At 73.3% G+C, this 25079-nt stretch carries 20 protein-coding genes and 1 pseudogene; 10 read left to right on the top strand and 11 right to left on the bottom strand.

The window, feature by feature from the left end:
* Positions 1–28: 28 nt before the first annotated feature.
* The 4 genes and pseudogenes from ACIPYQ_RS13310 to ACIPYQ_RS13295 form a co-directional block, all read right to left on the bottom strand.
* On the bottom strand, positions 29–1138 hold the full coding sequence (locus tag ACIPYQ_RS13310) for a glycine betaine/L-proline ABC transporter ATP-binding protein (protein ID WP_401249885.1): 1110 nt from the start codon (positions 1136–1138) through the stop codon (positions 29–31).
* Positions 1135–2697 carry a GMC family oxidoreductase gene (locus ACIPYQ_RS13305; protein WP_401249882.1) on the bottom strand — a complete coding sequence of 521 codons (1563 nt, stop codon included), beginning with the start codon at positions 2695–2697 and terminating at the stop codon, positions 1135–1137. The genes ACIPYQ_RS13310 and ACIPYQ_RS13305 overlap by 4 nt, the downstream gene beginning before the upstream one ends.
* Before the next feature lie 15 nt (positions 2698–2712).
* Positions 2713–4197 carry an aldehyde dehydrogenase family protein gene (locus tag ACIPYQ_RS13300; RefSeq protein WP_361759626.1) on the bottom strand — a complete coding sequence of 495 codons (1485 nt, stop codon included), beginning with the start codon at positions 4195–4197 and terminating at the stop codon, positions 2713–2715.
* Positions 4198–4359: 162 nt separating this feature from the next.
* A pseudogene (locus ACIPYQ_RS13295) lies at positions 4360–4937 on the bottom strand (trehalase-like domain-containing protein).
* 526 nt (positions 4938–5463) lie between these two features.
* Here ACIPYQ_RS13295 and ACIPYQ_RS13290 point away from each other — a divergent pair.
* Positions 5464–5952, top strand: coding sequence for a lamin tail domain-containing protein (locus tag ACIPYQ_RS13290; protein ID WP_362239909.1), 489 nt, complete (start codon positions 5464–5466; stop codon positions 5950–5952).
* Positions 5953–6087: 135 nt separating this feature from the next.
* On the top strand, positions 6088–6411 hold the full coding sequence (locus ACIPYQ_RS13285; protein WP_401249878.1) for a hypothetical protein: 324 nt from the start codon (positions 6088–6090) through the stop codon (positions 6409–6411).
* A 99-nt stretch (positions 6412–6510) separates the two neighbouring features.
* On the opposite strand, the gene ACIPYQ_RS13280 is transcribed toward ACIPYQ_RS13285, so the two are convergent.
* A complete protein-coding gene (locus tag ACIPYQ_RS13280) occupies positions 6511–9243 on the bottom strand; it encodes a DNRLRE domain-containing protein (protein ID WP_401249875.1) in 2733 nt (910 codons plus the stop codon).
* A 185-nt stretch (positions 9244–9428) separates the two neighbouring features.
* Positions 9429–10103: a helix-turn-helix domain-containing protein gene (locus tag ACIPYQ_RS13275; protein ID WP_401249872.1), complete on the bottom strand. Its 675-nt coding sequence runs from the start codon at positions 10101–10103 to the stop codon at positions 9429–9431.
* Positions 10104–10181: 78 nt separating this feature from the next.
* Here ACIPYQ_RS13275 and ACIPYQ_RS13270 point away from each other — a divergent pair, with 78 nt between their 5' ends.
* From ACIPYQ_RS13270 to ACIPYQ_RS13250, 5 genes are all read left to right on the top strand, one after another.
* Positions 10182–11621 carry an MFS transporter gene (locus tag ACIPYQ_RS13270; protein WP_401249870.1) on the top strand — a complete coding sequence of 480 codons (1440 nt, stop codon included), beginning with the start codon at positions 10182–10184 and terminating at the stop codon, positions 11619–11621.
* A gap of 113 nt (positions 11622–11734) precedes the next feature.
* A complete protein-coding gene (locus ACIPYQ_RS13265; protein WP_361770877.1) occupies positions 11735–12037 on the top strand; it encodes a hypothetical protein in 303 nt (100 codons plus the stop codon).
* A 152-nt stretch (positions 12038–12189) separates the two neighbouring features.
* The gene (locus tag ACIPYQ_RS13260; RefSeq protein WP_401249866.1) at positions 12190–12651 is read left to right on the top strand and encodes a Crp/Fnr family transcriptional regulator; all 462 of its coding nucleotides are present in this window, start codon (positions 12190–12192) and stop codon (positions 12649–12651) included.
* A gap of 108 nt (positions 12652–12759) precedes the next feature.
* Positions 12760–13557 (top strand): hypothetical protein, encoded by a 798-nt coding sequence (locus tag ACIPYQ_RS13255; protein ID WP_401249863.1) that lies wholly within the window; start codon positions 12760–12762, stop codon positions 13555–13557.
* A gap of 203 nt (positions 13558–13760) precedes the next feature.
* Positions 13761–14543: a DUF4190 domain-containing protein gene (locus tag ACIPYQ_RS13250; protein ID WP_401249860.1), complete on the top strand. Its 783-nt coding sequence runs from the start codon at positions 13761–13763 to the stop codon at positions 14541–14543.
* A 63-nt stretch (positions 14544–14606) separates the two neighbouring features.
* Here ACIPYQ_RS13250 and ACIPYQ_RS13245 read toward each other — a convergent pair whose 3' ends face one another.
* Positions 14607–17069 carry an FtsX-like permease family protein gene (locus ACIPYQ_RS13245; RefSeq protein WP_401249857.1) on the bottom strand — a complete coding sequence of 821 codons (2463 nt, stop codon included), beginning with the start codon at positions 17067–17069 and terminating at the stop codon, positions 14607–14609.
* Positions 17063–17800, bottom strand: coding sequence for an ABC transporter ATP-binding protein (locus ACIPYQ_RS13240; RefSeq protein ID WP_401249855.1), 738 nt, complete (start codon positions 17798–17800; stop codon positions 17063–17065). Before ACIPYQ_RS13240 ends, ACIPYQ_RS13245 begins: the two co-directional genes overlap by 7 nt.
* Before the next feature lie 326 nt (positions 17801–18126).
* Here ACIPYQ_RS13240 and ACIPYQ_RS13235 point away from each other — a divergent pair, with 326 nt between their 5' ends.
* Positions 18127–18570 (top strand): subtilase-type protease inhibitor, encoded by a 444-nt coding sequence (locus ACIPYQ_RS13235; protein WP_401249852.1) that lies wholly within the window; start codon positions 18127–18129, stop codon positions 18568–18570.
* A 76-nt stretch (positions 18571–18646) separates the two neighbouring features.
* On the opposite strand, the gene ACIPYQ_RS13230 is transcribed toward ACIPYQ_RS13235, so the two are convergent.
* From ACIPYQ_RS13230 to ACIPYQ_RS13220, 3 genes are read right to left on the bottom strand one after another with little or no spacing between them, the layout of a single operon-like run.
* On the bottom strand, positions 18647–19531 hold the full coding sequence (locus tag ACIPYQ_RS13230; protein ID WP_401249849.1) for a GNAT family N-acetyltransferase: 885 nt from the start codon (positions 19529–19531) through the stop codon (positions 18647–18649).
* Positions 19528–20469, bottom strand: coding sequence for an ATP-grasp domain-containing protein (locus ACIPYQ_RS13225; RefSeq protein ID WP_401249847.1), 942 nt, complete (start codon positions 20467–20469; stop codon positions 19528–19530). Before ACIPYQ_RS13225 ends, ACIPYQ_RS13230 begins: the two co-directional genes overlap by 4 nt.
* Before the next feature lie 42 nt (positions 20470–20511).
* Positions 20512–20955 (bottom strand): hypothetical protein, encoded by a 444-nt coding sequence (locus ACIPYQ_RS13220; RefSeq protein WP_361756433.1) that lies wholly within the window; start codon positions 20953–20955, stop codon positions 20512–20514.
* A 163-nt stretch (positions 20956–21118) separates the two neighbouring features.
* Between ACIPYQ_RS13220 and ACIPYQ_RS13215 the strand changes: the two genes are divergently transcribed.
* Positions 21119–21847: an SIR2 family NAD-dependent protein deacylase gene (locus ACIPYQ_RS13215; RefSeq protein WP_401249844.1), complete on the top strand. Its 729-nt coding sequence runs from the start codon at positions 21119–21121 to the stop codon at positions 21845–21847.
* Between the two features lie 237 nt (positions 21848–22084).
* The gene (locus ACIPYQ_RS13210) at positions 22085–24934 is read left to right on the top strand and encodes an AAA family ATPase (RefSeq protein ID WP_401249841.1); all 2850 of its coding nucleotides are present in this window, start codon (positions 22085–22087) and stop codon (positions 24932–24934) included.
* Positions 24935–25079: the final 145 nt, after the last annotated feature.

The following is a 25079-nucleotide window of genomic DNA, read 5'->3' as shown; positions in this document are numbered from 1 at the left end:
ACGGGGACCTCGGAACGGACGGGGCCGGTCATGCCGCCGCCCCCCGTCCGGTCGTGGCCGGGAGCCCGGCGACGACGGCGAGCAGCCCCGCGTCGTCCACGACGCCCAGGCAGCGGCCGTGGTCGACCACGCGGGCCGGACCGCCGCCGAGGGCGACGGCCTGGATGGCCTCGGCCACGGTGGTGGCGGGGGCCAGCGCGGGTCCCTGCTCGGCCTCGCCCGCAGTGGCGGGGCGCATCGCGGTGCGGACGGTGAGCACCTGTTCGCGGGGGACGTCGCGGACGAAGTCCCGTACGTAGTCGTCGGCGGGCGAGCCGACGATCTCCTCGGGCGTGCCGAGCTGGACGATGCGGCCGTCGCGCATCAACGCGATCCGGTCGCCCAGACGCAGGGCCTCGGCGAGGTCGTGGGTGATGAAGACCATGGTGCGGCCCTCCGCGTGGTGGAGCCGGGCGACCTCCTCCTGCATCTCGCGCCGGATGAGGGGGTCGAGTGCGCTGAACGGCTCGTCGAACAGCAGTACTTCGGGGTCGGCGGCGAGGGCGCGGGCCAGGCCGACGCGCTGCTGCTGGCCGCCCGAGAGCTGCCCGGGGCGCCGGTCCTCCAGGCCTTCGAGGCCGACCTTGGCGACGAGTTCGGCGGCCTTGTTCCGGCGGTCGCCGCGGCCGACGCCCTGGATCTCCAGTCCGTACGCCACGTTGTCGAGGACGGTGCGGTGCGGGAGCAGGCCGAAGTGCTGGAAGACCATGGCGGCGCGGTGGCGGCGCAGGGCGCGCAGCCGGGTGGCGTCCATGGCGAGGACGTCCTCGCCGTCGATGGCGAGGCTTCCGGCGGTGGGCTCGATGAGCCGGGTGAGGCAGCGTACGAGGGTGGACTTGCCGGAGCCGGAGAGGCCCATCACGACGAAGACCTCACCCTTGCGGACGTCGAAGGTGACGTCGCGGACGGCCGCGGTGCAGCCGGTGCGCTCGCGCAGTTCGCCGGCGGGCAGGTCGGCTTCGGTGGAGCCGGGGACCTTCACGGCGGCCTTGTCGGGGCCGAAGACCTTCCAGAGGCCGTCCACGGAGAAGACGGGGGGCGCGGCCGGACCGGCGGCGGGGCCGGTGGGGGTGGCGGATGCGGCGGCGGTGGTGGTCATCGGGTACCACCGTCCCGGGCGAGCAGTTCGGCAGCCTTCTCGCCGACCATGAGCACTCCGATCATCGGGTTGACCGCGGGCATCGTCGGGAAGACCGAGGCGTCCGCGATGCGGATGCCGTCGAGTCCGCGGATCTTGAGGTCCGGGCCCACGACGGCCCCGGGGTCGTCGGCGGCGCCCATCCGGCAGGTGCCGGCCGGGTGGTAGACGGTGTGCGCGACGGAGCGGGCGTAGGCGCTCAGTTCCTCCTCGCCGGTGATCTCCGGGCCGGGGCACACCTCGCGCCCCAGCCAGCCGGCCAGCGGCTCGGTCGCGGCGATCTCGCGGGCGAGCCTGATGCCGTCCACGAGGGTCCGGCCGTCGTAGTCGTCCTCGTCGGTGAAGTAGCGGAAGTCCAGGGCCGGTTTGGCCTCGGGGTCCGCGCTGGTGAGGTAGAGCCGGCCGCGGCTGCGCGGCTTCGGGATGTTGGGGGTCATCGAGACGCCGTGCGCGGGGCGTTCGTAGCCGATGCGCTCGGGGTTGTCGGTGAAGGGGACCTGGTAGAAGTGGAACATCAGGTCGGGCCCCGCGGATTCGGGGTCGCGCCGGACGAACAGCCCGGCGTCGCTGTCCATCGCGGAGTTCTCCGGTATCGGGCCGTCGGTCTCCCAGACGATCACCGACTCGGGGTGGTCGAGCAGGTTCTCCCCGACCCCGGGCAGGTCGTGCACCGGCGGGATGCCGAGGGCTTCGAGGTCCGCGCGCGGGCCGATGCCCGAGTGCAGCAGCAGCCGCGGGGTGTCCACGGCGCCGGCGCACACCAGCACCTCGCGGCGTGCGGTGACCAGGGACTCCGTGCCGTCCGAGGCCCGTACGCGGACTCCGCGCGCCCGGGTGCCGTCGAGTTCCAGGCGGTAGGCCCAGGTCTCCAGCAGGATCCGGAGGTTGGGGCGTTCGTCCATGACGGGGTGGAGGTAGGCCACCGACGCGGAGGAGCGCTTGTTGTCCTCGGGGTGGTAGGCGAGGTCAAAGAAGCCGGCGCCCTCGTGGAAGGGCTTCCGGTTGAAGCCCTCGACGCGCGGGACGCCGAGGGCGGTCTGCGCCGAGTCGACGAAGTCGCGCGCGATGGCGTTGCGGTCCTTCTCGGCCACCGGGACGATGTTGTTGAGGAGCCTGTCGAAGTACGGGTCCATGGCGGCCGCGTCCCAGCCCTCGGCTCCCGCCTGCTCCCACTCGTCCCAGTCGGACGGGAGCGGTTTGAAGGCGATGAGGGTGTTGTGCGAGGAGCAGCCGCCGAGGACGCGGGCGCGGCTGTGGCGGATGTGCGAGTTGCCGCGGGGCTGCTCGGTGGTGGGGTAGTCGTAGTCGAGCTCGCCGCCGAGCAGGCCCATCCAGCGGCGCAGGGTGAGCACGTCGGGGCGGTCGACGTCGCTGGGCCCGCCCTCGATGACGGCGACGGTCACGTCCGGGTCCTCGGTGAGGCGGGAGGCGATCACCGAGCCGGCGGTGCCGCCGCCGACGACGACGTAGTCGTACTCCTGCTGCTGCTCCTGATCGGCGATATGCATGGGGTTGGTCATGGCTGTGCTCCTCCTTCAGCCCGCGAACCAGCGCACGGGGCGCGGGGCGAGGTTCTGGTACACGTGCTTGGTCTCGCGGTACTCGGCCAGGCCCGACGGGCCCAGTTCCCGCCCGATGCCGGACTTGCCGAAGCCGCCCCATTCGGCCTGCGGGAGGTACGGGTGGAAGTCGTTGATCCAGACGGTGCCGTGGCGCAGCCGGCCCGCCACGCGGCGGCCTCGGCCCGGGTCGGAGGTCCACACCGCGCCGGCGAGGCCGTACTCGGTGTCGTTGGCGAGCGCGACGGCCTCCGCCTCGGTGCGGAAGGTCTCCACGGTCAGGACCGGCCCGAAGACCTCCTCCCGTACGACGCGCATCCCGCGGTGGCAGCGGTCCAGCACGGTCGGCCGGTAGAAGTAGCCGGGCCCGTCGGGCCGCTTGCCGCCGGAACGGAGCACGGCTCCCTCGGCGAGGGCGGAGGCCACGTACTCCTCGGTGCGTTCGCGCTGGGCGGCGGAGACCAGCGGTCCGCACTCCACGCCCGGGTCGGTGCCGCGGCCGAGGCGGATCCGGTCGGCCCGGCGGGCGAGTTCGGAGACGAAGCGCTCGGCGACGCTCTCCTCGACGATGAGCCGGGAACCGGCGGAACAGACCTGGCCGCTGTGCATGAAGGCGGCATTGAGGGCCTGGTCGACGGCGGTGTCGAAGCCTTCCTCGGTGGCACAGGCGTCGGCGAAGACGACGTTGGGGTTCTTGCCGCCGAGTTCGAGGGCGACCTTCTTGACGGAGTCGGCGGCCGCGCGCATCACCTTCGTACCGCTGGTGAGTCCGCCGGTGAAGGAGACGAGGTCGACGTCGGGGTGGGCGGCGAGGCGCGCGCCGACGGGGTCGCCGGGTCCGGTGACCAGGTTCGCGACGCCGGCCGGCAGTCCGGCCTCCACCAGCAGGCCGATGAGGGCCACCGTGGACAGCGGGGTGATCTCGCTGGGCTTGAGCACGAAGGTGTTGCCCGCGGCGAGGGCGGGGGCGATCTTCCAGGAGGCCTGGAGGAGCGGGTAGTTCCACGGGGTGATCAGGGCGCAGACCCCGACGGGCTCGTGGACGACGACGCTGTGGACGTCGGGGGTACCGGCGTCGACCACGCGGCCGGCGCTCTCGCCGGTGACGAGATCGGCGAAGTAGCGGAAGGCGTCCGCGACGCAGTCCACGTCCACGCGCCCCTCTTCCAGGGTCTTGCCGGCGTCACGGCTCTCCAGCAGCCCGAGGCGTTCGCGGTCGCGGTGGAGCAGGTCGGCGGTGCGGCGCAGGAGCGCGGCCCGCTCCAGGACGGGGGTCCGGGGCCACTCGCCGCCGTCGAAGGCGGCGCGGGCGGCGCTGACGGCCGCGTCGGTGTCCGCGGTGCCGCCCTCGGCGACGACGGCGAGGACCGTGGCGTCCGCCGGGTCGAGGACCTCTCGGGTGGCTCCTGAGACCGCGGAACGCCAGGTCCCGGCGATGTGGATGGTCGTCTGCTCGGACACGACGCGCTGTACCTCCGTTTCCGGCACCGCGGCCTACCCGCGGTGGTGGTGGTGCTCGTGCGCGCTTGCCCCGGTCTGCGGAAGCCATGTCCCTTACGTCACTGGAAGTGACGGGAGTCACTCCCAGTCGCCCTAGAGAAATGCGTTACATATGTGGGCATTTCAGGCATCGGGAAGGGTGGGGATTGGAGGAACGGCCCGCCCCTGACAGACACAGAAGGGGCCCGCCCGATCTGCACGATCAGACGGGACCCTTCGTTTGAGGGTGTCGGGGCCGCCGTGATAGAGCAGCCCTCCTTCTACGGGCATCAGGCGGGGTCTGATCAGCCCGTATTCCGGTCGCGGGGCGAACTCCGTCTCGAGTGTGACCTGGCCTTCGGCGCAGTGCGCCACGCGGAGGAGGAGATGGGGTGCGCGCCGGCCCAGGTCGCGTCCCGTTGCGCTGCGTCCGGAGGCGAGGGCGTCGGTGACGGTGACCGTCCCAGTGGGGGTGGTGAACGTCGTCTCGAGGACCATCGTGCGCTCGAGGTAGGCCTGCTCTGCGTGGAGGGGCCGACCTGCCGGATGAGCCAGCGACCGGCCTGAGGGCCGAGGATCCGGCCGAAGAGGGAACGGGAGTCGAAGTGCGGCATGCACAGCCAGTCGACCGAACCGTCACGGCTGACGAGTGCCGCAGCGTGGCAGTCGGAGAGCAGGGCGTAGTCCGCGATGGGTCGGCCGGTCGCGGCGACCGCCCGCATCCCGACCGGGATCCGGGGCAGGGCCACACAATCCCCCCCCCGGAGGACCGCCTTGGACCTCCCGCCATACCGACAGGCCTGAAGAACCCACACCCGGCGGGGCCCGGAGCACCACGCCAAGCCGACGGACCGCCCAGTCGTCACCCGCACTCGTACATCGGAGCGGAGATTCGTATCTGCGTGCGAGGAAACGGCGGAAGCGGCTGTTACAGGACGGTGAATCCATTCGGCGCACAGCGCACCGCATGGCGCGAATGAACTGCTTATGTGGCCGAAACCTCCTTACTTCGGCATCGCAATGGCCTCCGTCGGCGCCGCCCCGTTTTCGTCAACCCGGCCTTGACGTTTGCCTCTTACAAGCGAGGGTTACGGACATGTCCGCATTGAGAAACACACATCACGAGTTGTGGCGGTTGGCGACGGTGCGGGCCAGAGTGTGGCTCCTCGGCAGCACGCCGGGAACCGCACGGAGCCCGCTCGGCTCGCACGATGCCGGGCTGGGCTGACTGTTCAAGGAGTCATCTGCATGTCTGCTTCTCTCGCCACCCGCCGCCTTCTCGCCGCGGTCCTCGCCGCCGGCGCCCTGGTCGGCGCGGCCGCCGTACCGGCAGCCGCCCACGACGACGACCGGCGCGGCCACCACGGCCGGCACTCCTCGATCGTCATCGGCGACGTCCAGCAGGACGGTCGCGGCCGCGGCCGCGACAACCGCGCCCTGAACCGCGAATGGATCGAGGTGAAGAACACCGGCCGCAACTCCGTCAACCTGCGCGGATTCACCCTCACCGACCAGGACGGCAACCGCTACCGCTTCAAGCACCTCCGGCTGGACGGCCACTCCAGCGTCAAGGTCCACACCGGCAACGGGCGCGACACCCACCGCGACGTCTACCAGGACCGCCGCCACCAGATCTGGGACGACCGCGACACCGCCACCCTCCGCGACGACCGCGGGCGCGTCATCGACACCGAGACCTGGGGCCGCCGCGGTCACCACGACAACCACCGCCGCTGACCCGGACCGGCAGCCACACCGTCGGGGACCGTGAGCTGCCGGCCACCCACCCCGCGTGCCGCGGCGACCAGCCGCGGCACGCGCTCCACCCCGGCACCCCTGCCCGCACGACCCGTCAGACACCTGGAGGTTCACGTGGAGTCCTGGCAGTGTCCCCCGTCAGCGGTCACGGTCCCTCAGCTGGCCCTCGACCCCTACCGCTTCCCCGGCGCCGTCGACACCGTGGACTCCATGCCGTGCGATGCGAACGGGCAGCCTCCCTTCGGCGAGCCGGATCCGCAGACGCGCCTCTCCTGGCCCCTGCAGCCCTCGGACCGGCGCCGCTTGGACCTCCACGCCGCGCTGACCACCGCCGGCGTGCCGCCGACCCCCGGTGACCTGGAAGCCATCCACACTCTGTCCGCACTCGACGACACGACCAACGCGGCCCTCGTGCGATGGATCACCGCCGGCCGCTGAGCCCGCTGCCGGACGCCGCCCACGTCGCCCGGGTCTCCTACGCACCGAGGGGCGCGGGCCACAACGGCCCGCGCCCCTCGCCTTCGGTCCGTGTTCAGGTCACGGTGCGCCGAAGGTCAGCGTCAGCTGCGGTGTGCCCTCGTTGGCCTGCGCCTCGGAGGACCACAGCCACAGGGCGTCCGTACCGGTGCTGCTCAGGGCCAGGTCGTAGCCGCCGCCTAGCGCCGCCGCGACGGTCGCGGTGGTGAGTGCGGTGGTGTGCACCGCGCTGCCGTCCGGGATGCCGGCGAAGCTGCCGAGTGCCGGGCCACCCAGGGCGGGGCGGTTGGTGTAGGTGGTCCCGCCCTCGCTCCACGACCCGGTGATGGGGACGACCGAGACGGTGTCCGTCGTACCGGCGCCGCTCATGGTGCTGGTCTTCACGCTGAGGGTGGCCGACTTGAGGACCGTGCCCGCGGGTGCGGCGGGCAGGTCGAAGCGCAGGTAGCTCGCGTAGAAGGAGGTGCCGCGCACCGCGAGCGAGCCAGAGGTGCCGTAGTTGGTCCCGGGCGCGCCCGCGTTGGCGTACGTGTCCTGCGCGGCGGTGACCTGGACGACCGAGTCGGCCGGGGCGCCGGCCAGGGCGTAGTGGTGCTGGACCTGCGCGGCGCTCAGGACGGTCGGGTAGACGGCGGTCTCGTCGAGCGTGCCCGCCCAGTACTCACTGCTCGGGCGGTCGGGCCAGCCGCCGAGGCTGTCGCCGCCGGCGTGCCAGTAGCCCGAGAAGTTCTCGTGCGTGGTGACGTTCAGGGTGCCCTTCTGGGCGCCGTCCACGTAGAGGGTCATTCCGCCGGGGCCCTGGCTCGCGACGACGTGGTGCCACTGGTTGTCGTTGTACGCGGCGCTGGTGGTGACGGTGCGGGTGGCTCCGGTGTAGACGCCGTAGACCAGCCGGCCGTCGTTGGTCATGTAGATGTGCTTGTCGTACTGATTGCTGCCGCGTGCCTGGTTGTTCCCGAAGCCGAGGAGCTTGCCGCCCCGGGTGGTGTTCGTCTTGAACCAGGTTTCGATGGTGTAGGTGCTGCCCACCGTCTGCCGCTTGTCCGCGTACACCTGGGTGTCCGTGCCGTTGAAGCCGATCGCCGTGCTCGCGCCGGAGACGGCGCCCGGCGCCTGCCGCAGGGCCGGGGCGTTCAGGTGCACGCCGCTCTGGTTGCCGGCGGCCGAGGAGTCGGCGACGAAGGGCAGGGCCGACTCGTCGTAGCGCCAGTACTGCTGGGCTCCGTCGGCGCGGACCTGGTTCGGGTAGCCGTCCACCTGGGCGGGAACGGTCACGCTCGCCGTCGCGGACAGCGCGCTGGTGTTGCCGGCCGCGTCGGTGGCCGTCACCCGGTACGTGTACGACTGGCCGGCCACCGCGGTGGTGTCGGTCCAGGAGGCCTGCGGGCGCTTGAAGAACAGCGAGTCGGCGGTGACCGTGGCGATGGGCGTGGCCGCGCCGTTGCGGTAGATCCGGTAGGTCAGCGCGCTGTCGTCCAGGTCGAGGCTGGTGCGCCAGCGCACCTGGACCTCGCCGGGCTTGAAGCTGACCGCGCTCGCGACGGGCACGGTCGGCGCGCCCGTGTCCCCGGTGGAGGCGAAGCGCGTCAGGCTCTGCTGCGCCGCCCCGTTGACGGTGGTGAACTCGCCGCCGACCCACAGGTACTGGACGCCGCCCTTGGAGCCGACCGTCATCACGCGCGGACCGATGCCCTCGCCGATGCCGTCGTTGGTGTCGGGGGTCCAGCCCAGTTTGCCGGTGCCGCTGGTGGGCTGGGCGAGCAGGTGGTGGCGCTGGCCGTCGGGGAACTCGCCGACGCTGGAGCAGTCGTGTGCGTGCGAGGCGCTGTAGAGCACGCTCTGGTACGGCAGCACGGCCTGGGTGGCGCCGAGGCAGGTGTCGCGCCAGCGCTGGCCGAAGTCGCTCAGGTTGAGCGCGATCCGGCCGTCGAAGACGCCGCCGCCCGTGCCCTCGTTGGCGGTGTAGAAGCCGGTCGCGTCGGTGGCGACGTCCTTGACGACGGAGTTGGTCTCGATGAAACCGGCGTACGTCTTGGTGAGCGCGCCGCTCGTCGCGTCGACGACGGCCAGCGCGTGCGTGTTGGTGCCGTTGACGGTGAAGAAGTCGCCGCCGAGGACCACGTTGTTGCCGTCCGGGGTGACCTCGACGGCGCGCCCGGGCTCGTCGGCGTCGGCGGTGAAGGGCTTGAGCGCCCCGTCGGCCGCGCCGACGGCGGCGAAGCGCTCGCGCGGCTGACCGGCGACGCTGAGGAAGTCGCCGCCCGCGTAGACGGTGTCGCCGGTGACGGCGAGGGCGCGGACGGTGGCCGCGAAGGCCGGGCGGAAACCGGTCTTCACCGTGCAGCTCGCCACGTCGATGGCGGCGAGGCTGGACACGGCCGTGCCGTTGACGGCGCCGAAGTAGCCGCCCGCGTACAGGGTCGTCTTGTCCGGGGAGAGGGCGAGCGCGCGGACCGTGGCGGTGCCGGCGGCGATGGTGAAGGAAAGTTTGCAGGAGGTCGGGGCGCCGGTCGCGGCGTCGAGCGCCACGAAGTTCACGGCCGACTGCTCGCTGCCGGCGCCGCCCGTGGGTGGGCGCACGGTGGAGAAGGTGCCGCCGGCGAAGACCTGGCCGCCCGCTTCGGCGAGGGCCCAGACGACACCGTTGGGCTGCCAGGTCGACAGCGGGTCGGCGGTGAAGGCGACGGGCGGGGTGACGGCCGCCGCCTGGGGGACGAGGCCGAGACCCAGCCCTGCGCCGGTTCCGGCCAGGGACAGGGCGAGAGCGGCCGCCAGCCTTCTGGTTCTACGCATGAACCCCCCAGTTCGGTGTGCTGTGCGGCCGTGTGGCGCGGCCGTGTGAGTCATGGCCGGAAACCGCCGAACAGCAGTCCACAACCATGCGTACGGGCGCACCCTAGGGCGATTCCGCGCTCGGTTCATCCCACTTGACACATCGGATGCCAAATCGCGCCGGCAGCTCCGCGCGGGCCCCGCCGTCAGGCGCGCGGCTTGGCGCGGACGTGCATCCGCTCCCCCTGCCGCCCGAAGAGGCTGAGTATCTCCACGGGCCGCCCGTCCGCGCTGGTGAACCAGTGGGGCAGCCGGGTGTCGAACTCGGCGGCCTCGCCGGGGCCGAGGACCAGGTCGTGGTCGGCGAGGACGAGCCGCAATCGGCCGTCGAGCACGTACAGCCACTCGTAGCCCTCGTGCGTCCGGAGATCCGGTTCGGTGCCCCGGTCGGTGATGAGCATCTTGAAGGCCTGGAGGGGGCCCATGTTCCGGGTGAGCGGGATGGCCGTACCGCCGTTCGGCATGGCGCGGGGGGTCATCCGCACCCGGGGGTCCCCCACTTCGGGGGCGCCGACCAGGTCGTCCAGGGGCACGCGGTACGCACTGGCCAGCGGCAGCAGCAGTTCCAGGCTGGGGCGGCGCTGTCCGGATTCCAGCCGGGAGAGGGTGCTCTTCGAGATGCCGGTCGTCTCGGAGAGCGCGGCCAGCGTGAGGCCGCGCTGGGCGCGCAGCCGTCGGAGCCGGGGGGCGACCTCGTCGAGGACCGCCTGGTGGGGCGCGGGCTTGTCCGTGCGGCCGCCGTCGATGCGGCCGCCGTCGATGCGGTCGTCCTCGATGCGGTCGTCCTCGATGCGGTCGTCTTCCGTGCGGTCGTCTTCCATGCGGCCATTCCACTCCCCTGTCCCGGAAACGGCAACAAGGTTTGCCGTTCGATCACCAGGTCGCACACGCTCCCGGGCATGAGCCCACACACTGATTCCAGACCCGGATCCATACCGAGGCGGGCGCCGGCGGTCCGCCCGGTGCTGGCCGGCCTGTCGCTCTCGATGCTGCTGTCCTCGCTCGGCACCAGCATCGCGAACGTCGGCCTGCCGACCCTGGCGCAGGCGTTCTCGGCCTCGTTCCAGCAGGTCCAGTGGATCGTCCTCGCCTATCTGCTCGCCATCACCACCCTGATCGTCGGCGTCGGCCGGCTCGGTGACCTGCTCGGCCGCCGCCGGCTGCTCCTCGGCGGGATCCTGCTGTTCACCGTGGCCTCGGTCGCCTGCGGCGCCGCGCCCACGCTCTGGCTGCTGATCGCCGCGCGGGCGGTGCAGGGCCTCGGCGCGGCCGTCATGATGGCCCTCACGATGGCCTTCGTCGGGGAGGCGGTCCCGAAGGCGCGGACCGGCAGCGCCATGGGGCTGCTCGGCACGATGTCCGCGGTCGGCACCGCTCTGGGTCCATCGCTGGGCGGCGCCCTGATCGCCGGTCCCGGCTGGCGGGCGATCTTCTTCGTCAACGTGCCGCTGGGCGTCCTGACGTTCGTCCTCGCCCACCGCCACCTGCCCGCCGACCGGCAGACGGCGGGGGCCGGCCGGCCCCGCTTCGACCACCTGGGGACCCTGCTGCTCGCGTTCACGCTCGCGGCCTACGCACTGGCCATGACCCTCGGCCACGGCCGGTTCGGCCCGGTCAACCTCGCCCTGCTCCTGACCGCCGCCCTGGGAGTCGCCCTGTTCGTACGCACCGAGGCGCGAGCGGCGTCACCGCTGATCCGGGGGGCGGTGTTCCGTGATCCCGTACTGCGCGCGGGCCTCGCCACGAGCGCGCTCGTCTCGACGGTGGTGATGGCGACGCTGGTGGTCGGGCCGTTCTACCTCTCCCGCACGCTCGGGCTCGACGCGGTCCTCGTCGGACTCGTGCTGTCGACCGGTCCGCTGGTCGCCGCGCTGACCGGGGTGCCGGCCGGCCGCGTCGTGGACCGCTTCGGCGCCCCGCGCACGACCGCCGCCGGACTCACCGCGACGGCGGCCGGCACCCTCGCCCTGTCCTTGACCCCGGAGACCTTCGGCGTACTGGGCTACGTCGTTCCCCTCGCGGTCGTCACCGCCGGGTACGCGGTGTTCCAGACGGCCAACAACACCGCCGTCATGGCGGACGTCCGGCCCGGTCAGCGGGGTGTCGTCTCCGGCATGCTCAACCTCTCGCGCAATCTCGGGCTCGTCACCGGTGCGTCCGTCATGGGCGCCGTGTTCGCGCTCGCCTCGACGACGACCGACGTCACCACCGCGGGCCCGGGCGCCGTCGCCACCGGCATGCGGGTCACGTTCGCGGTCGCGGCGGTACTGGTCCTCCTCGCCCTCGCCGTCGCCCTGGCGGCGCGTCCGAAGGAGGACGGGCTGCCGAACGGGCGCTGAGGGCCCGCCCCGCCGGAGGTCACGCAGGGTCACCCTGGGGAAACGGCCCCGCGCGGGCGCGCGCGGCTCTACCGTGCCCTGAGGTGATGGGCACGGCACCGGAGGTGGGGCGGATGGACGAAGAAGAAGACATGCGGCTGGCGGGGATGACGCCGGAGATCTCCCGCCGCACCCTCGCCATGCTGCGCGGCCTCGCGGGCCTGGAGCCGCCCGAGCAGGTCCCGGAGGACGCCATGGTCGTCGCCGACGCGATCCTGGCCGAGCACGGTACGGACGGACTCCGGGTGCTGGTGATGACGCTGGCGGCCTGGGCGACGGCCCAGATCGAGAACGTCGCCGAACTCAGCGGGCGCAGCCACGAGGCGGTGCTGGACGCCATGGAGCTGGCCTGCCTGGAGGCGAATGCGGAGGACTAGGCCGTCCCTTCCGGTCCCCGGAGGAAGGGGTTCCGCGTACGGCGCGAAAGAAAGGAAGAAAGACGGTCCGGGCCGGCCGGGATCGGGCGGGCGTCGGCGACACTGGGAGAGCAGGAGCGTCGCCGGGGGGTCGTTCGTGATCGGAGGCCGTCGTGAGCACACCTTCCCCCATCCGCATCGCCGCCGTCCTGTCCACCGAGCACCGTGGACGGCTGATGTCCCAGGCCCGCGAGGTGAATTTCCCGGAGAACGCGCGGATCTTCGACGAGGGCAACCGGGCGGAATCCTTCTGGATCGTGCGCTCCGGCACGGTGACCCTGGAGGTTCCCGTGGCCGGCCGCCGGCCCGCGGCCGTGGAGAACCTCGGCCCCGGTGAGCTGGTGGGCTGGTCCTGGCTCTTCCCGCCGTACGTGTGGCAGCTCGGCGCGGAGGCGATGACACCGGTGCGCGCGTACGAGTTCGACGCCGCGGCCGTACGGATGCTGATGGACGCCGATCCCGCCTTCGGGTCCGCGATCGGGCACTGGGTCGGGCGGGTGCTCGCGATGCGGCTCCAGCAGACCCGGACCCGGCTGCTCGATATGTACGCCCCGCGCCTGAGCGCGACCGGCTAGCGGGCCGCGCCGGCCACACCGGAACTCGGCGTGGGCGGCGCCGGTCTCCCGTCCCTGCGGTCCGGTCCCCGAATGGCCGGTCGACCGGTGGCCGCGCACGATGGAAGGGTGCGCACCGAGGCGTACGGCGCGGGCAGCGGACCGGTGTCCCGATTCCTGGAGAACCCGGTCGTCGGGATGGCTCCGTGGATCGTCTTCTCCCTGCTGGTCGGACCGGGACGCTTCGAGATCGCGGTCGGGATCGCCCTGGCGACGGCCGTCACCCTGGTCGTCGTGACCCGTGTGGTCAACCGGGGCAGCTCCTGGAAGCTGCTGGAAGTGGCCGACGTGGTGTTCTTCGCTGCGCTGGCCGTGATCGGCGCCCTGGCGAGCTGGGGCACGTTGCGCTGGCTGGAGACGTACGCGGGCGAGCTCGCGAACATCACGCTCGCGGTGATCGCCTTCGGCTCCATGGCCGTGGGGATGCCGTTCACCCTCCAGTACGCCCGCGAGCAGGTCGATCCGGCACTGTGGCACACCCCCGGCTTCGTCCGGACCAACTACGTGATCACGGCGGTGTGGGGGCTCGCCTTCCTGGTGGCGGCCCTCGCGGGCGCTTACGGGGACCTGGTCCTGCACAACCCGAACAACATCTGGACCGGCTGGATCATCCAGATCCTGGCGATCGTCGCCGCGCTCCGCTTCACCGTCTGGTACCCGGACGTGGTCCGGGCCCGCGCCGCGCGCGAGGCGACCGGCCAGGGGCCCGAACCGCTGCGCCTGGCAGGGCTGCTGCTGCCCCTGGCCGGGCTGCTGGTGCCGATCGGGATCGCCGTCCTCGTCTTCGACGGCACCGTGTGGTGGCTCGGTGTGGCCCTGATCGTGGCCGGCGCACTCCTGACGAAGGCACTCCAGTCGCAGAACTGAGCCTCGCCGCCCGCCGCGACGGGCTTTCAAGACCGACCCCCCACGGCAACTCCCCCCGGCTCAGGGCGGTAGCGTAGGGACGACATAAAACCATGGGCAAGTATGTATCGGTGTGGTCCAATTCATGCCGCCCGTCGCCGGCCGCGATGTCACCGCCTGGCTGTTGGTTGCGTCTCACCCTCTGAGCAAGGAGCTCCGCACGCATGTCCATACCACCGCAGCCTCCGTCGTCCCCCCAGCCGTACCCGCCGTCGGGACCGTACGGGCAGCCGGTGCAACCCGGGCCGTACGGCGGCCCGCAGGGCTGGCCGGGGCAGCCGCCGATGATGTCGCAGAAGACCAACACGCTGGCCGTCGTCGCGTTCGTCATGTCGATCCTCTGCGGGATTCCGCTGGTCCCGCTGATCCTCGGCATCATCGCCCTCTCCCAGATCCGCAACCGGGGCGAGAAGGGCAAGGGCCTGGCCATCGCGGCCATCGCCTTCCACAGCCTCACCCTCACGTTCTACGCGGTCGCGATCGTCCTCGGACTGACCGGGGCACTGAACGAGAGCACGCCGAAGCGCGACACCACCGGCCAGGTCACCGGATCGGGTTCCAGCAAGGTGCAGGACATCCGCAAGGGGGACTGCTTCAACACGGGCGGCGATCTGGCGGAGTACCAGGACGACGACGGCGGCCAGGCCGGCTACTCGGTGGACATCGTGCCCTGCACCCAGGCTCACGAGGGTGAGGCGTACGCCGTCTTCAACCTCGACGACGGCGCGTACCCCGGCACGGAGAAGGTCGTCAAGATCGCCGAGGAGAAGTGCTCCGGCACGGCGCTCACCGACTACGTGGGCAAGAACGCGAAGGTCTCGGACAAGCTGGAGGTCTTCTACTACTACCCCCAGCCCAGCACCTGGACGTTCGGCGACCGCGAGGTCACCTGCTTCGTGGGCGACCCCAGCGGCGCGAGCACCGGTTCGATCCGCTCCGGTTCCTGATCCGCTCCCTCCGGCCCGATCGGCAGGAGCCGTTCCCGTCCTGAGGAGCCGTTCCCGTCCTGTCTAGTCCCGTGCGCCGGCCGACTCGGTCGGCCGGCGCCGCAGGACCAGCGCGGCCGGGGTGAGCGCCGAGACCACCGCGAGGGCCGCGCAGGCGCCGGCCGTCGCACCGAGGACGTGCCACGGGATCACGATGCCGCTCGGGACGTCCAGGAGCCCGAGGGCCCACCCGATTCCGGCCAGGTTCAGGGCGGCGACCAGGGAGCCGGCGACCGCGCCGACGAGGACGACCGTCAGGGACTCCCCCGCCACCAGCCGGAGCACCTGCCACCGGGTGGCGCCGGCCAGGCGCAGCGTCGCGAGCTCTCGGGCCCGGTCGGTGGTCGCCATCACGAGGGTGTTGGCGAGTGCGATGCCGGTGTAGAGCAGGGCGATGCCGAGGACCAGCAGGAAGCCCAGCCGGGTCGTGCGCCTGGTCTCGGGGTGACTGGCCGCCACCCACTGGTCCTTGGTCAGGGCGCGGCCCCCGGCCCGCCGCGCCGCCTCGGCCAGCCCGGACCCCACCGCCTCGGCGTCCGCGCCCGGGGCGAGCCGTACGTCGATCCGGTCCACCGGCGCCCCGGGGGCGTTGGCCGGGGTGACGTAGGCCCCGTTGTCTCCGGTTCCGGTGCTCATCACGGCGGCGATCCGCAGGTTCTTGCGGGTGCCGTCGCCGAGCCACACGTCGACGCGCGATCCGACGGTGTGCCGTTCCCACTCCTCCGTGACGACGACGGAGTCGTCGTCGAGGTCGCTCAGCCGGCCCGCGACGAGGGGCGGCCGGGCCGTCCGGGCAAGGGCCTTCGGGTCGGCGGCGCGGGCCTCGGAACGGATCAGCGCCACGCCCTCCTCCAGCACGTGGACCGTGGTCGCGGCCGTGGCGGAGACCTCGGTCCCGGGCACGGCCCGGATCCGGTCGACGGCCGCCGGGTCGAAGCCGCCCGCCCCGCCGGTGAGGACGAAGTCGGCGCTCGTCTGCTGCCGGATCTCGGCGGCCTTGGCCTCGCCCAGGGTGGCGGTCGTGCCGAGCAGGGATCCGGCGAGGGCGACGGTGACGAGGACGGGGGCGGCGACGGCCGCCGTACGCCGGATGCCGGCGGCCGCGTTCTCCCGGATCAGCATCCCGCCCGCGCCGGGCAGTCGGGCCGGCAGCCAGGCGATCAGCCGGACCAGTGGCCGGACGAGCACCGGGGCCAGCAGCGCGAACGCGACGATGAACAGCATCGGGCGGGTGATGTACGTCTTGCGGTGGAGCAGGTCCGACGGGTCGGTGAGCAGGGCGTGCGCGAGGGTGCCGATGCCGGCCAGCAGCAGTGCGGCGCCGAGGGTCCAGCGCCCCGGGGTCATGGTCCGCGTCTCGACGGCGGCTTCGCGCATGGCCTCGACGGGTCCGACCCGCCCCGCCCGCCAGGAGGCGGCGAGGACTCCGGCGAGGGCGACGAGCAGACCGGTCCAGAAGGCCGCGTGCAGGGGCCAGGTGGCGTCCCCGATGGCGAACCACCGCGGTGCGATGCCGTCTTCCACGAGCCACCGGGCGAGTACGGGTGCCCCGTACGCCCCGAGCAGGCAGCCCGCGGCGGATGCCGGTACGCCGAGGACCAGCGCCTCGGCCAGCACCGTGCGGCGGATCTGGCCCGGGGTCGCGCCGGCCGTGCGCAGCAGGGCGAACTCCTTGCGGCGCTGGGCGACGGCGAAGGCGAAGGTGGAGGCGACGACGAAGACGGAGACGAAGCCGGTGACCCCGCCGGACGTGCCGAGCAGGGCGTTGACGGCGAGCAGTGCCTCGGTGTCGCGCTCCGGGTCGGGGTCGGCGTGGCGGCGGTCCCGGCCGGTCAGGACCCGTACGTCCGGGTCCTGACCCACGGCGGCCCGTACGGCGGCCGGGTCGGCGGCGACGACGAGCTGGTCGACGGCGGGTGACAGCCGGGAGGCGCGGGCGTCGGTCCAGAACACGGCGTCCTCGAAGCCGTGTCCGCCGCCGGGGGCCGTGACGGTGCCGACGACGGTGGCGGGTCCGTGGTCGGTGGTCAGCCGGGTGCCGGGCGCGGCCCAGCCGGTGGTGACGACCTCCTCGTCGGACTGCGGGGCGCGGCCCTCGGCGAGGGCGTACGGGGCGAAGGCGGCGACCGACCAGGGGTGGCCGACGAGTTGCTCCGGTGCGCCGTCGGCGCGGACGGGGAAGGACCGGTCCTCGGTGGTCCGGCCGAGGGCGGCCAGCCGCTGCGCGAGGCCGGGGGCGACGGGCCTGGGGTGGGCGAGCGTGCCGGTGCGCTCCCCGTTCGGGGTCGGAACGCGCAGGACGTCGTTGGCCTTGACGACGACGGGGGCCTGGGCGAACCGTTCGGGCAGGCGCTGCGGGGCGTCCAGGGTGGCGGCGAGCGCGAGGCCCGTGGTGGCGATCAGGCCGACGCCGAGGGCCAGTGCGAGGAAGCTCCCGGCGAAGGTGACCCAGCGGGTGCGCGCGGTGCGCAGGGCGATGCTCAGCACGGCGCGGCCTCCAGCACGGTCATGCGGGCGGCGATGTCCAGGGCGCTCGCGCCGGACAGTTCGCCGTTCGGGCGGCCGTCGGCGAGGAAGACGACACGGTCCGCGTAGGAGGCGGCCACGGGGTCGTGGGTGACCATGACGACCGTCTGGCCGTCGGTGTCGACCATGGCCCGGAGCAGGGTGAGCACCTCGCGGCCGGTCCGCGAGTCCAGGGCGCCGGTGGGCTCGTCGCCGAAGAGCACGTCGGGGCGGGTGATGAGGGCGCGGGCCAGGGCCACGCGCTGCTGCTGGCCGCCGGACAGCTGGGCGGGCCGGTGCCGGGCCCGTTCGCCCAGGCCCACCCGGGCCAGGACCTCGCGGACCTCGGCCTTGGCGGGGCGGCGGCCGGCGAGGCGCAGGGGCAGGGCCACGTTCTGCTCGGCGGTCAGGGCGGGCAGCAGGTTGAAGGCCTGGAAGACGAAGCCGATCCGCTCCCGGCGCAGCAGGGTCAGCCGGGTCTCGCTCAGTCCGCCGAGTTCGGTGCCGCCGATGGTGACGGTGCCGGAGGTGGGCCGGTCGAGTCCGGCGGCGCACTGCAGCAGGGTGGACTTGCCGGAGCCGGAGGGGCCCATGACGGCGGTGAAGGTGCCCCGGGGGAAGTCGAGGGAGACCTGGTCGAGGGCGGTGACCGCCCGGTCGCCGGTCCCGTGGACCCGGCTGACGTCCCTGAGTTGGATCGCGTCGTTTTCCATGCCTCGACCCAACCGTCTCGGGCGGCCCGGCACAGCGGGCCTGGAGGGTGTCCGGGGGGTGGGGCCGGCCCTACCCCCGGAGGGGTTCCAGACTGCGTCCGGGCCCATCACACACGGATATTCAAAGGTTTCGGGGAGATTTCGTGTCGGTGTTCGGCCGATTCCGCGAGCCGCTCCTGCACAGGTCAGCCCTCTCGCACCGCTGCGGTCTGCACTCATCCGCACACAAGGGGTGACGAAAAATGGCGGTGCGAACGGGCGTTCACGGCCCGCGTGGGCAAGACTCTGTCCGCTATCCGAAATGCCAACCCAAGGGAGTGTTCGAAATGCGGTCCATCGCAAGGGGTCTCGGGCTCGGTTCCGCCGCCATGGCGCTCACCGCGCTCACCGCACTGGCCTGGCCGGGTACGGCCGGGGCCGCGCCGGCCGGTACGGAGAGCATGTACGCGCCGTCCGCGCTCGTGCTCGGCGTGACGGCGGGACAGGACGCCGACAGCGGCACGGTGCTGCGTGCGGTGACGCTCGTGTGTGCGCCGACGCCGGGCGGGACGCACCCGAACCCGGTCGCCGCGTGCGCCGAGTTACGCACGAACGGTTCCCGGCTGGACCGGCTCGCGGCCCCGGCCCCCGACGCGGTGTGTACCAGGGAGTGGAACCCGATGACGGTGACGGCCGACGGGGTGTGGCAGGGCCGCCGGCTCAGCTACTCGTACACCTTCGCCAATCCCTGTGGCTTCCGGAACACCACGGGCGTCCTGTTCGACTTCTGATCCCCCGTGACACGACGGGCCGGGCGGCGCCGTGCGACCGCCGTCCGGCTCGTCGGGGCCCCGCCCCCTCGCCCTCTCAGCCCAGTTCGAGGCTGGTCACCCCGAAGAGCTCGGCCAGGGCGAGGTCCGGGGCGGGGCCGGTGTACATCCGGGCGGTCTCGAAGACCGGGACCAGGCCGAGGCCCGCGAGGAGTGCCGCGGCCTGCGGGTTCGCGTCCGGCACGTCCACGGAGACCACGCCCGCGGGTGCGTGCCGGGCGAGCCGCCGCAGCAGGGCGGCCGCCACCGCCGGATCGGCCGCGTACAGCGGTCCGATCCGGTGGGCGGCGCTGCAGGGGCGGATCACGCCGAGGCCTTCGATCCGGCCGTCGCGGACCGCGGCCAGCGCCGTCCGGCCGGGCAGCGCGGTCCAGGCGGACAGGAAGGCGGGGCGCGGTTCGGGGAAGAACCGCCGGTCGTAGGCGGCGAGCAGAGCGAAGGGAAGCGAGGCAGCGTCCACGATCGCGACCCCGGCGCCGGTACCGGTCTCGTTTTCGGCCCTGCCGTTGCCGTCGCCGCCGTCGTACCCCTCGGGGACACCCTCGTAGCGGACGTTGTTCCAGGCCGGAAGGAAGCCGGACTTGCGGTAGTTGCCCTGCTGGGCGACGACCCCGTCCAGGCCCACGAGCCGGCCGTCGAGCCGTTCCATCCCGGCGTGCCACAGCCGGATGCCGTAGCCCTGGCCGCGGAAGGCCGGGCGGGCGATGTAGAGGCCGATGAAGCCGAAGCCGGCCCCGTACCGAACGGCGGAGATGCAGGCCACCGGTTCGCCGTCGAGCCGGCCGACGAGGAAGCCCTCCGGGTCGGCGACCGCGAACGCGAACCGGTCCGAGTCCCCCGGGTTCCAGCCCTCCTCGTCGGCCCAGCCGCGCATCAGTTCCATGTCGGCGGCGCTCGCGCCGGTGATCTCGAATCCCGTCATGCCGGTGTTGTACCAGATGCGGACGGTGTGCGCAGGAGCGCCTGATCGGTCGTCAACAGCTGTACGAACGCGGCGAGATCGGCCTCCCGGTGGAGGTCGCTGACCTGTCCGTCACCCACTTCGACGACCCGCCAGACCCCGTCCGCACGCAGCGCGAGGTCGGTGGTCACGAAGGGGCAGTGCAGCGCTTCGACGGCCGCCCGTACCGGTTCGAGGTCCGGCTCGGGGACCTCGGCGACCGCGCTGTCGGGGTGGGCGGTGACCAGCCGGGGCACCCCGTCCCGCCACCACACGCGCACCTCCGCGGCCGCCGCCCGCGGCGCGACGAAGGCCTCGAAGGCCCTCAGCACCACCCCGCCCGCCAGGAACTCGTCCTGGAGTTCGACGAAGCGGGCGACCACCCGGTGCAGCGCGGCCGGATCGGCGAGGTCGGGCACGTAACAGGCCTCGGCCCACTCGTGCTTGCGGGACTTCACGTAGTCCTTGACCACGGCGGACCCCGGCGGCAGCCCGGCGGCGAGGGCCGCGAGCCGCTGCGGGTCCGGGACCTCCCCCGGCGCCGTGGGCAACCAGCCGCTGACCGGGGTGAGGCCGGCGAAGGTCCCGTACCAGCCCGGGAGTTCGTGCGCCCGCCGGTACGCCTCGGGGGTGACGGCGAGTTCGGCGCCGCGCCGGCGCAGGGCGGCGTCCAGTGCGGCGTACCGCCCCGCGGGGAGCATCCAGCCCCGGTACCAGACGGATCCCGCCCCCTCGGGCACCCGCGCCACCGCCCGCTCGGGGTCCCCGGCGAGCAGCGCGTCGTGGTCGACGAGCAGGACGGTGCCGCCGACGGCGCGCAGCTGCCGCGCCTCCGCCGCGAAGTGGGCGTCGGCCCGGCGCTCGTTCAGCGGATCCCTGCAGTAGAGGACGGTGGTGGTGGTCGCGGTCGTCGTCGGCATGCCCCCACCCTACGGAGGGCCCCTCGTGTCACCGTACGGATTTCAGCCCGCGCAGATCACGTCGTCGAGCCGGATGGGCTTGGAGTCGAGGCGGACGTACGCGGTGAAGGTGTCGGTGACCCCGCCCGCCCAGTGGGTGGTGACGGTGGCCCAGCCGACGCCGGCCGCCTGGGCGACGGTGACCGGGCCGATGCCGATGTTCTGCGGTGCGTTCTGGGAGCAGAGCAGGACGTCGGAGTCGGTGTTCACCTTCTGTCTGTCCTTGAGGACCTGCGAGACGTGCTGCTCGCGGTCGTCCGGGGAGGGGCCGTGGGCACCGTAGAAGGTGGCGAGGAAGCGGCTGATCTGATCGGCGGTGTGCCCCTCCGCGATCGGGACGGGTGCGACGGCCGGCGCCGGCGCGGCGTGGGCGGGGACGGACGACAGGGCCGGCAGCGCGAGCAGGGTCAGCAGCAGGGCACCAAGGCTGTACGGCTTGAGCATCATGTCCGGCTTTGTACCCGGCTGGCCGGTGTACCGGGAGGGAGCCGCGCGGATCTCACTCCTGTGGGGGGCGGGATTCACCGCAGAAACGACCCTCCGGCGCCCTCGCGGCGGCGGCGCGGTAATGGGGTCGCGGGCGCCCGGCGCCGGTACATAGGGTCGGAGCATGGGGAAGCCGCTTGTCGCAGTGTTCAGCGGGGCCGGGATGTCCACCGACTCCGGAATTCCGGACTACCGGGGGCCACAGGGCCTGTGGCGCCGGGAGCCGGACGCCGAGAAGCTCGTGACGTACGAGTACTACATGGCCGATCCGGAGATCCGGCGCCGGTCCTGGCTGATGCGGGCCGAGCTCGCAGCCCTCGGGGCGCGGCCGAACGCCGCGCACCTGGCCGTGGCCGAGCTCGAACGCGGCGGCACCCCCGTCCGGGTCGTCACCCAGAACGTGGACGGGCTGCACCAGCTCGCCGGGATGCCCGCGCGCAAGGTGTTCGAGCTGCACGGCACCGCCCGGTCGGTGGTGTGCACGGCCTGTCACGCCCGGACCGGCATGGACGAGGCGCTGGCCCGGGTCGCCGCCGGGGAACCGGATCCCGCCTGTCTGGTGTGCGGCGGGATCCTGAAGGCGGCGACCGTGATGTTCGGGCAGCGGCTCGACCCCGTGGTGCTGGGGCACGCGATGGCCGTGGCCAAGGGGTGCCAGATCTTCATCGCCGTCGGATCCACCTTGCAGGTGCAGCCCGCCGCGTCACTGGCCGGGATGGCCGCGGAGGCGGGGGCCCGGCTGATCATCGTGAACGCGGAGGAGACCCCGTACGACTCCCTGGCCGACGAGGTCGTCCGCGAGCCGATCGGCACCGCCCTGCCCGCGCTGCTGGCCGGGATCGCGGGGAGTTGATCGACCCGGCCACTGCTCCACCCCGGCCACCCGATCGGCGCCGCCGGCGGATCTGCGCGCCATCGGATCCGGTCAATTCACCGCCCACGTGGCCGAGATGGCCTCAATGGTGCCGTTTCCGGCACATCTGACCGAAGATCATCCCGCTTCTCGCACCCCGTCCCTCCATGATTCCCTACGGGGCCTCCGGGCCCTCACGGACGGCACCCGGCCGTCCGCACAGGGGTGGGGGCGGAAGTGACACACGTACTGGTCGAACGCGACGACGTGCTCCGGGCCGCGGCCGCCGCCGTTGCCCGGGCGCGTTCCGGGCGGGGCAGCTGGCTGATGCTGGCCGCGCCGCCCGGCCGCGGCCGGAGCGCCGTACTCGACACCGTCGTCCGCCGGGCGGGTGCCGACGGCGGCATACGGGTGCTGTCGGCGCGCTGCTCGCCCGAGGAGACGGCTTTCCCCTTCGCCCTGTTGCGCCAGGTGTTCCCCGCCGCCGACGGCATTCCGTTCACCGACCCCGGCGCCGAGCAGGAGCAAGAGGTCTTCCACCGGCTGCTGGACCTGCTGACCCGGACCGCGGCAGCCCGGCCCGTGCTGCTGGCCATCGACGACCTGCACTGCGCGGACCCGGTGTCACGCCGCTGGATCGGCTACCTGGCGCGCCGCATCGCCGGGCTTCCGGTCCTGGTGCTGGCCACCGAATGCCGCGAGCACTCCGACGTCACCTGGCTGCCCCGGACCACGGGCGCGTGCCACCCGCTTCCCCCGCTCGGGCGGGACGCCGTCACACGGCTCGCGCGCGAGCACGGGCTGGCTCCCGAACAGCGCGCGATGTGCCGGGACGCGACCGCGGGCAACCCCGCCCTCGTCCAGGCCCTCCTCGCCGACCTGGCCGGCTCCGCCCACTCCCCCGACCTCGCCGCCCCGGGACCGGGGCGGGTGCAGGGGCCGGAGCCGGAGCCGGGTCCGGGTCCGGGGCACACCCCGCACCGGCCTGGCGGTGCTCCTCCCTCCCGCTACCGCGACGCGCTCGCCCGCTGGATCCGGCACCGCGCCGACGAGGAAACCCGCCACCTCGCCCTGGCCCTCGCCGTCACCGCCCAGTGCACCGACGCGACCGGTTCCGCCCTGCTCCAGAAGGCCGTGACGCTCTGCCCGGCCCGCCGCGCGGCCGCGCCCTGCGCGCCGCGGCTGGCCCGGCTGCTCTCCCACCCGCTCGCCCTCGAAGCCGTGCTGGACGCGGCCGACCCCGCCGAACTGGCGGCCCTGCACACCCGTGCCGCCCGGCTGCTCCACGACCGCGGCGCCCCCGCCCCGGCCGTCGCCTCCCACCTGCTGCACCTGGAGCGCCCGCGCGAGCCGTGGATGGCACGCTGCCTCGAGGAGGCGGCCGACGACGCCGTGCGGGCCGGGCACACCGAACAGGCCGCCGGACTGCTGCGCCACGCCCTGCGGACCCAGCCGCCGCCGGCCCGGGACCGGTACGCCGACCTCACCCTGCGCCTGGGGTCCCTGGAGTTCCCGCACAGCGCCGAGGCGGGCATCCGCAGGCTCCGCGCGGGCCTCGACCTGCACCCCGACCGCCGGGAACGCGCCGCCGCGGCGCCCGCCCTCGGTGCGGCCCTCGCGGCACGCGGCCGCACCGACAGCGCGCTGAGCGTCCTGCACCGGGCGAGCAGCGGCACCGACGACGAGGAGCTGGTGCACGTTCTGCGGACGGTCACCGCCCTCATCTCCTCGCACGACGCGGTCGCCTGGCGCGATGCCATCGCTGGCCTGCGCACGCTCGCTCCCACGGCCCATCCCTCCGTCGAACCGCTGGTCTGCGGTCTGATCACCGAGTACGAGACCGGCGCCGGGCTCCTCTCCGCGGCCGAGGTCCTCGCCCGGATCCGGCCCCGGCTGGCCGGGGCACCGGTCCACCCGCGACTGCGCACCGCGTGGCTCGGCAGCGCCGCCACCCTGCTGCAGTGGGCCGACCGGCTGGAGGACGCCCGGGCCCTCGCCCGGCAGGGGCTGCCCGTGCCGCCGACACCCCCGGACCTGACCGACGCGGGCCTGCAGTGCCTGCTGAGCGCCCGGGCCGAAGCAGCGCTCTGGGCGGGTGACTTCCGACGCGTCATCGCCGAGAACACCCTCCTGGCACACACCTGCACCGGACGCGGCATCCGCGCACCCCACCTGGTCTCCATGGTGGCGCTCGCCCGGTACGAGCTCGGCCTGCGCGACCAGGCCTGGCAGCTGCTCTCCACCCCCGACGAGACCACCGCGGACAGCTCCTGGGAGTGGAACGAACTGCGCTACGCGCGCGCCCTGCTCCACGGCTTCGAGGGCCGGTGGCAGGCCTCGCTCGACGACCACCTCGCCTGCGGCGCCGGCCAGAGCGCCCGCGACTTCGTCAGCCCCGTGGCCACCCCGTGGCGCTCCGGCGCCGCCCTCGCGCTGGCCCGTCTCGGCCGGGCGGGCGAGGCACGGGAGCTGGCCGAGGAGGAACTCGGCCACGCACGCCGCTGGGGCACCCCGCGTACGGTCGGCCGGGCGCTCCGGGCCCACGCGGCGGCCGTCGGCGGCCGGCAGGGCCTGGAGTCGCTCACCGAGGCGGCCGCCCTGCTGGAGGGAGCACCCGCGCCGGTGGAACGCGTCGAGGTCCTGATCGACCTCGGCCTGGCGCACATCGAGGCGGGGCTCGGCCGCAGGGGCCGGGACGAACTGCGCCTCGCCGACGCCGAGGCGGCCCGACTGCTCTCCCCTGCGGGGGAAGCGGACGGCCCGGACGACGACGGCACCGACCCGGCCACCGCGCCGACGGGCCGGCTGCTGCGCGCGACGCACGCCGCGCTGCGCGACGCGAACGCCCGCACCACGACACGGGCCCGGACCGGCCCGGACGCACTGACCGGAGCGGAACGTCGCGTCGCCGACCTCGCCGCCAAGGGGCACACGAACGCGCAGATCGGCGAGGCGCTCCACCTGTCGCGGCGCACGGTGGAAAGCCATCTCACCAGTTCCTACCGGAAGTTGAAGGTGTCGGGCCGCAGCCGGCTCGCGGCCGGCCTGGCCGGAACGGACACCGCCGCGGGTGGGCCGCGGGACTGACCACGAGAACGCGCGGAGCACCGTGTTCGTGGTCTTCCACGATGTGCTCGGACACGGCCGGCGGACAGAGTGGGGAGCGCGCCGGACCGGCCCCCGCGGTCCGGCGCCACCTCCATCCGACCGGTGCCGTCCGCAGCCTCGACGG

The organism is Streptomyces sp. NPDC090045 (genome assembly GCF_044747975.1).
GTDB lineage: Bacteria > Actinomycetota > Actinomycetes > Streptomycetales > Streptomycetaceae > Streptomyces.
The sequence above is the reverse complement of the archived record's forward strand: the minus strand, read 5'-3'. Positions and strand labels throughout refer to the sequence as shown.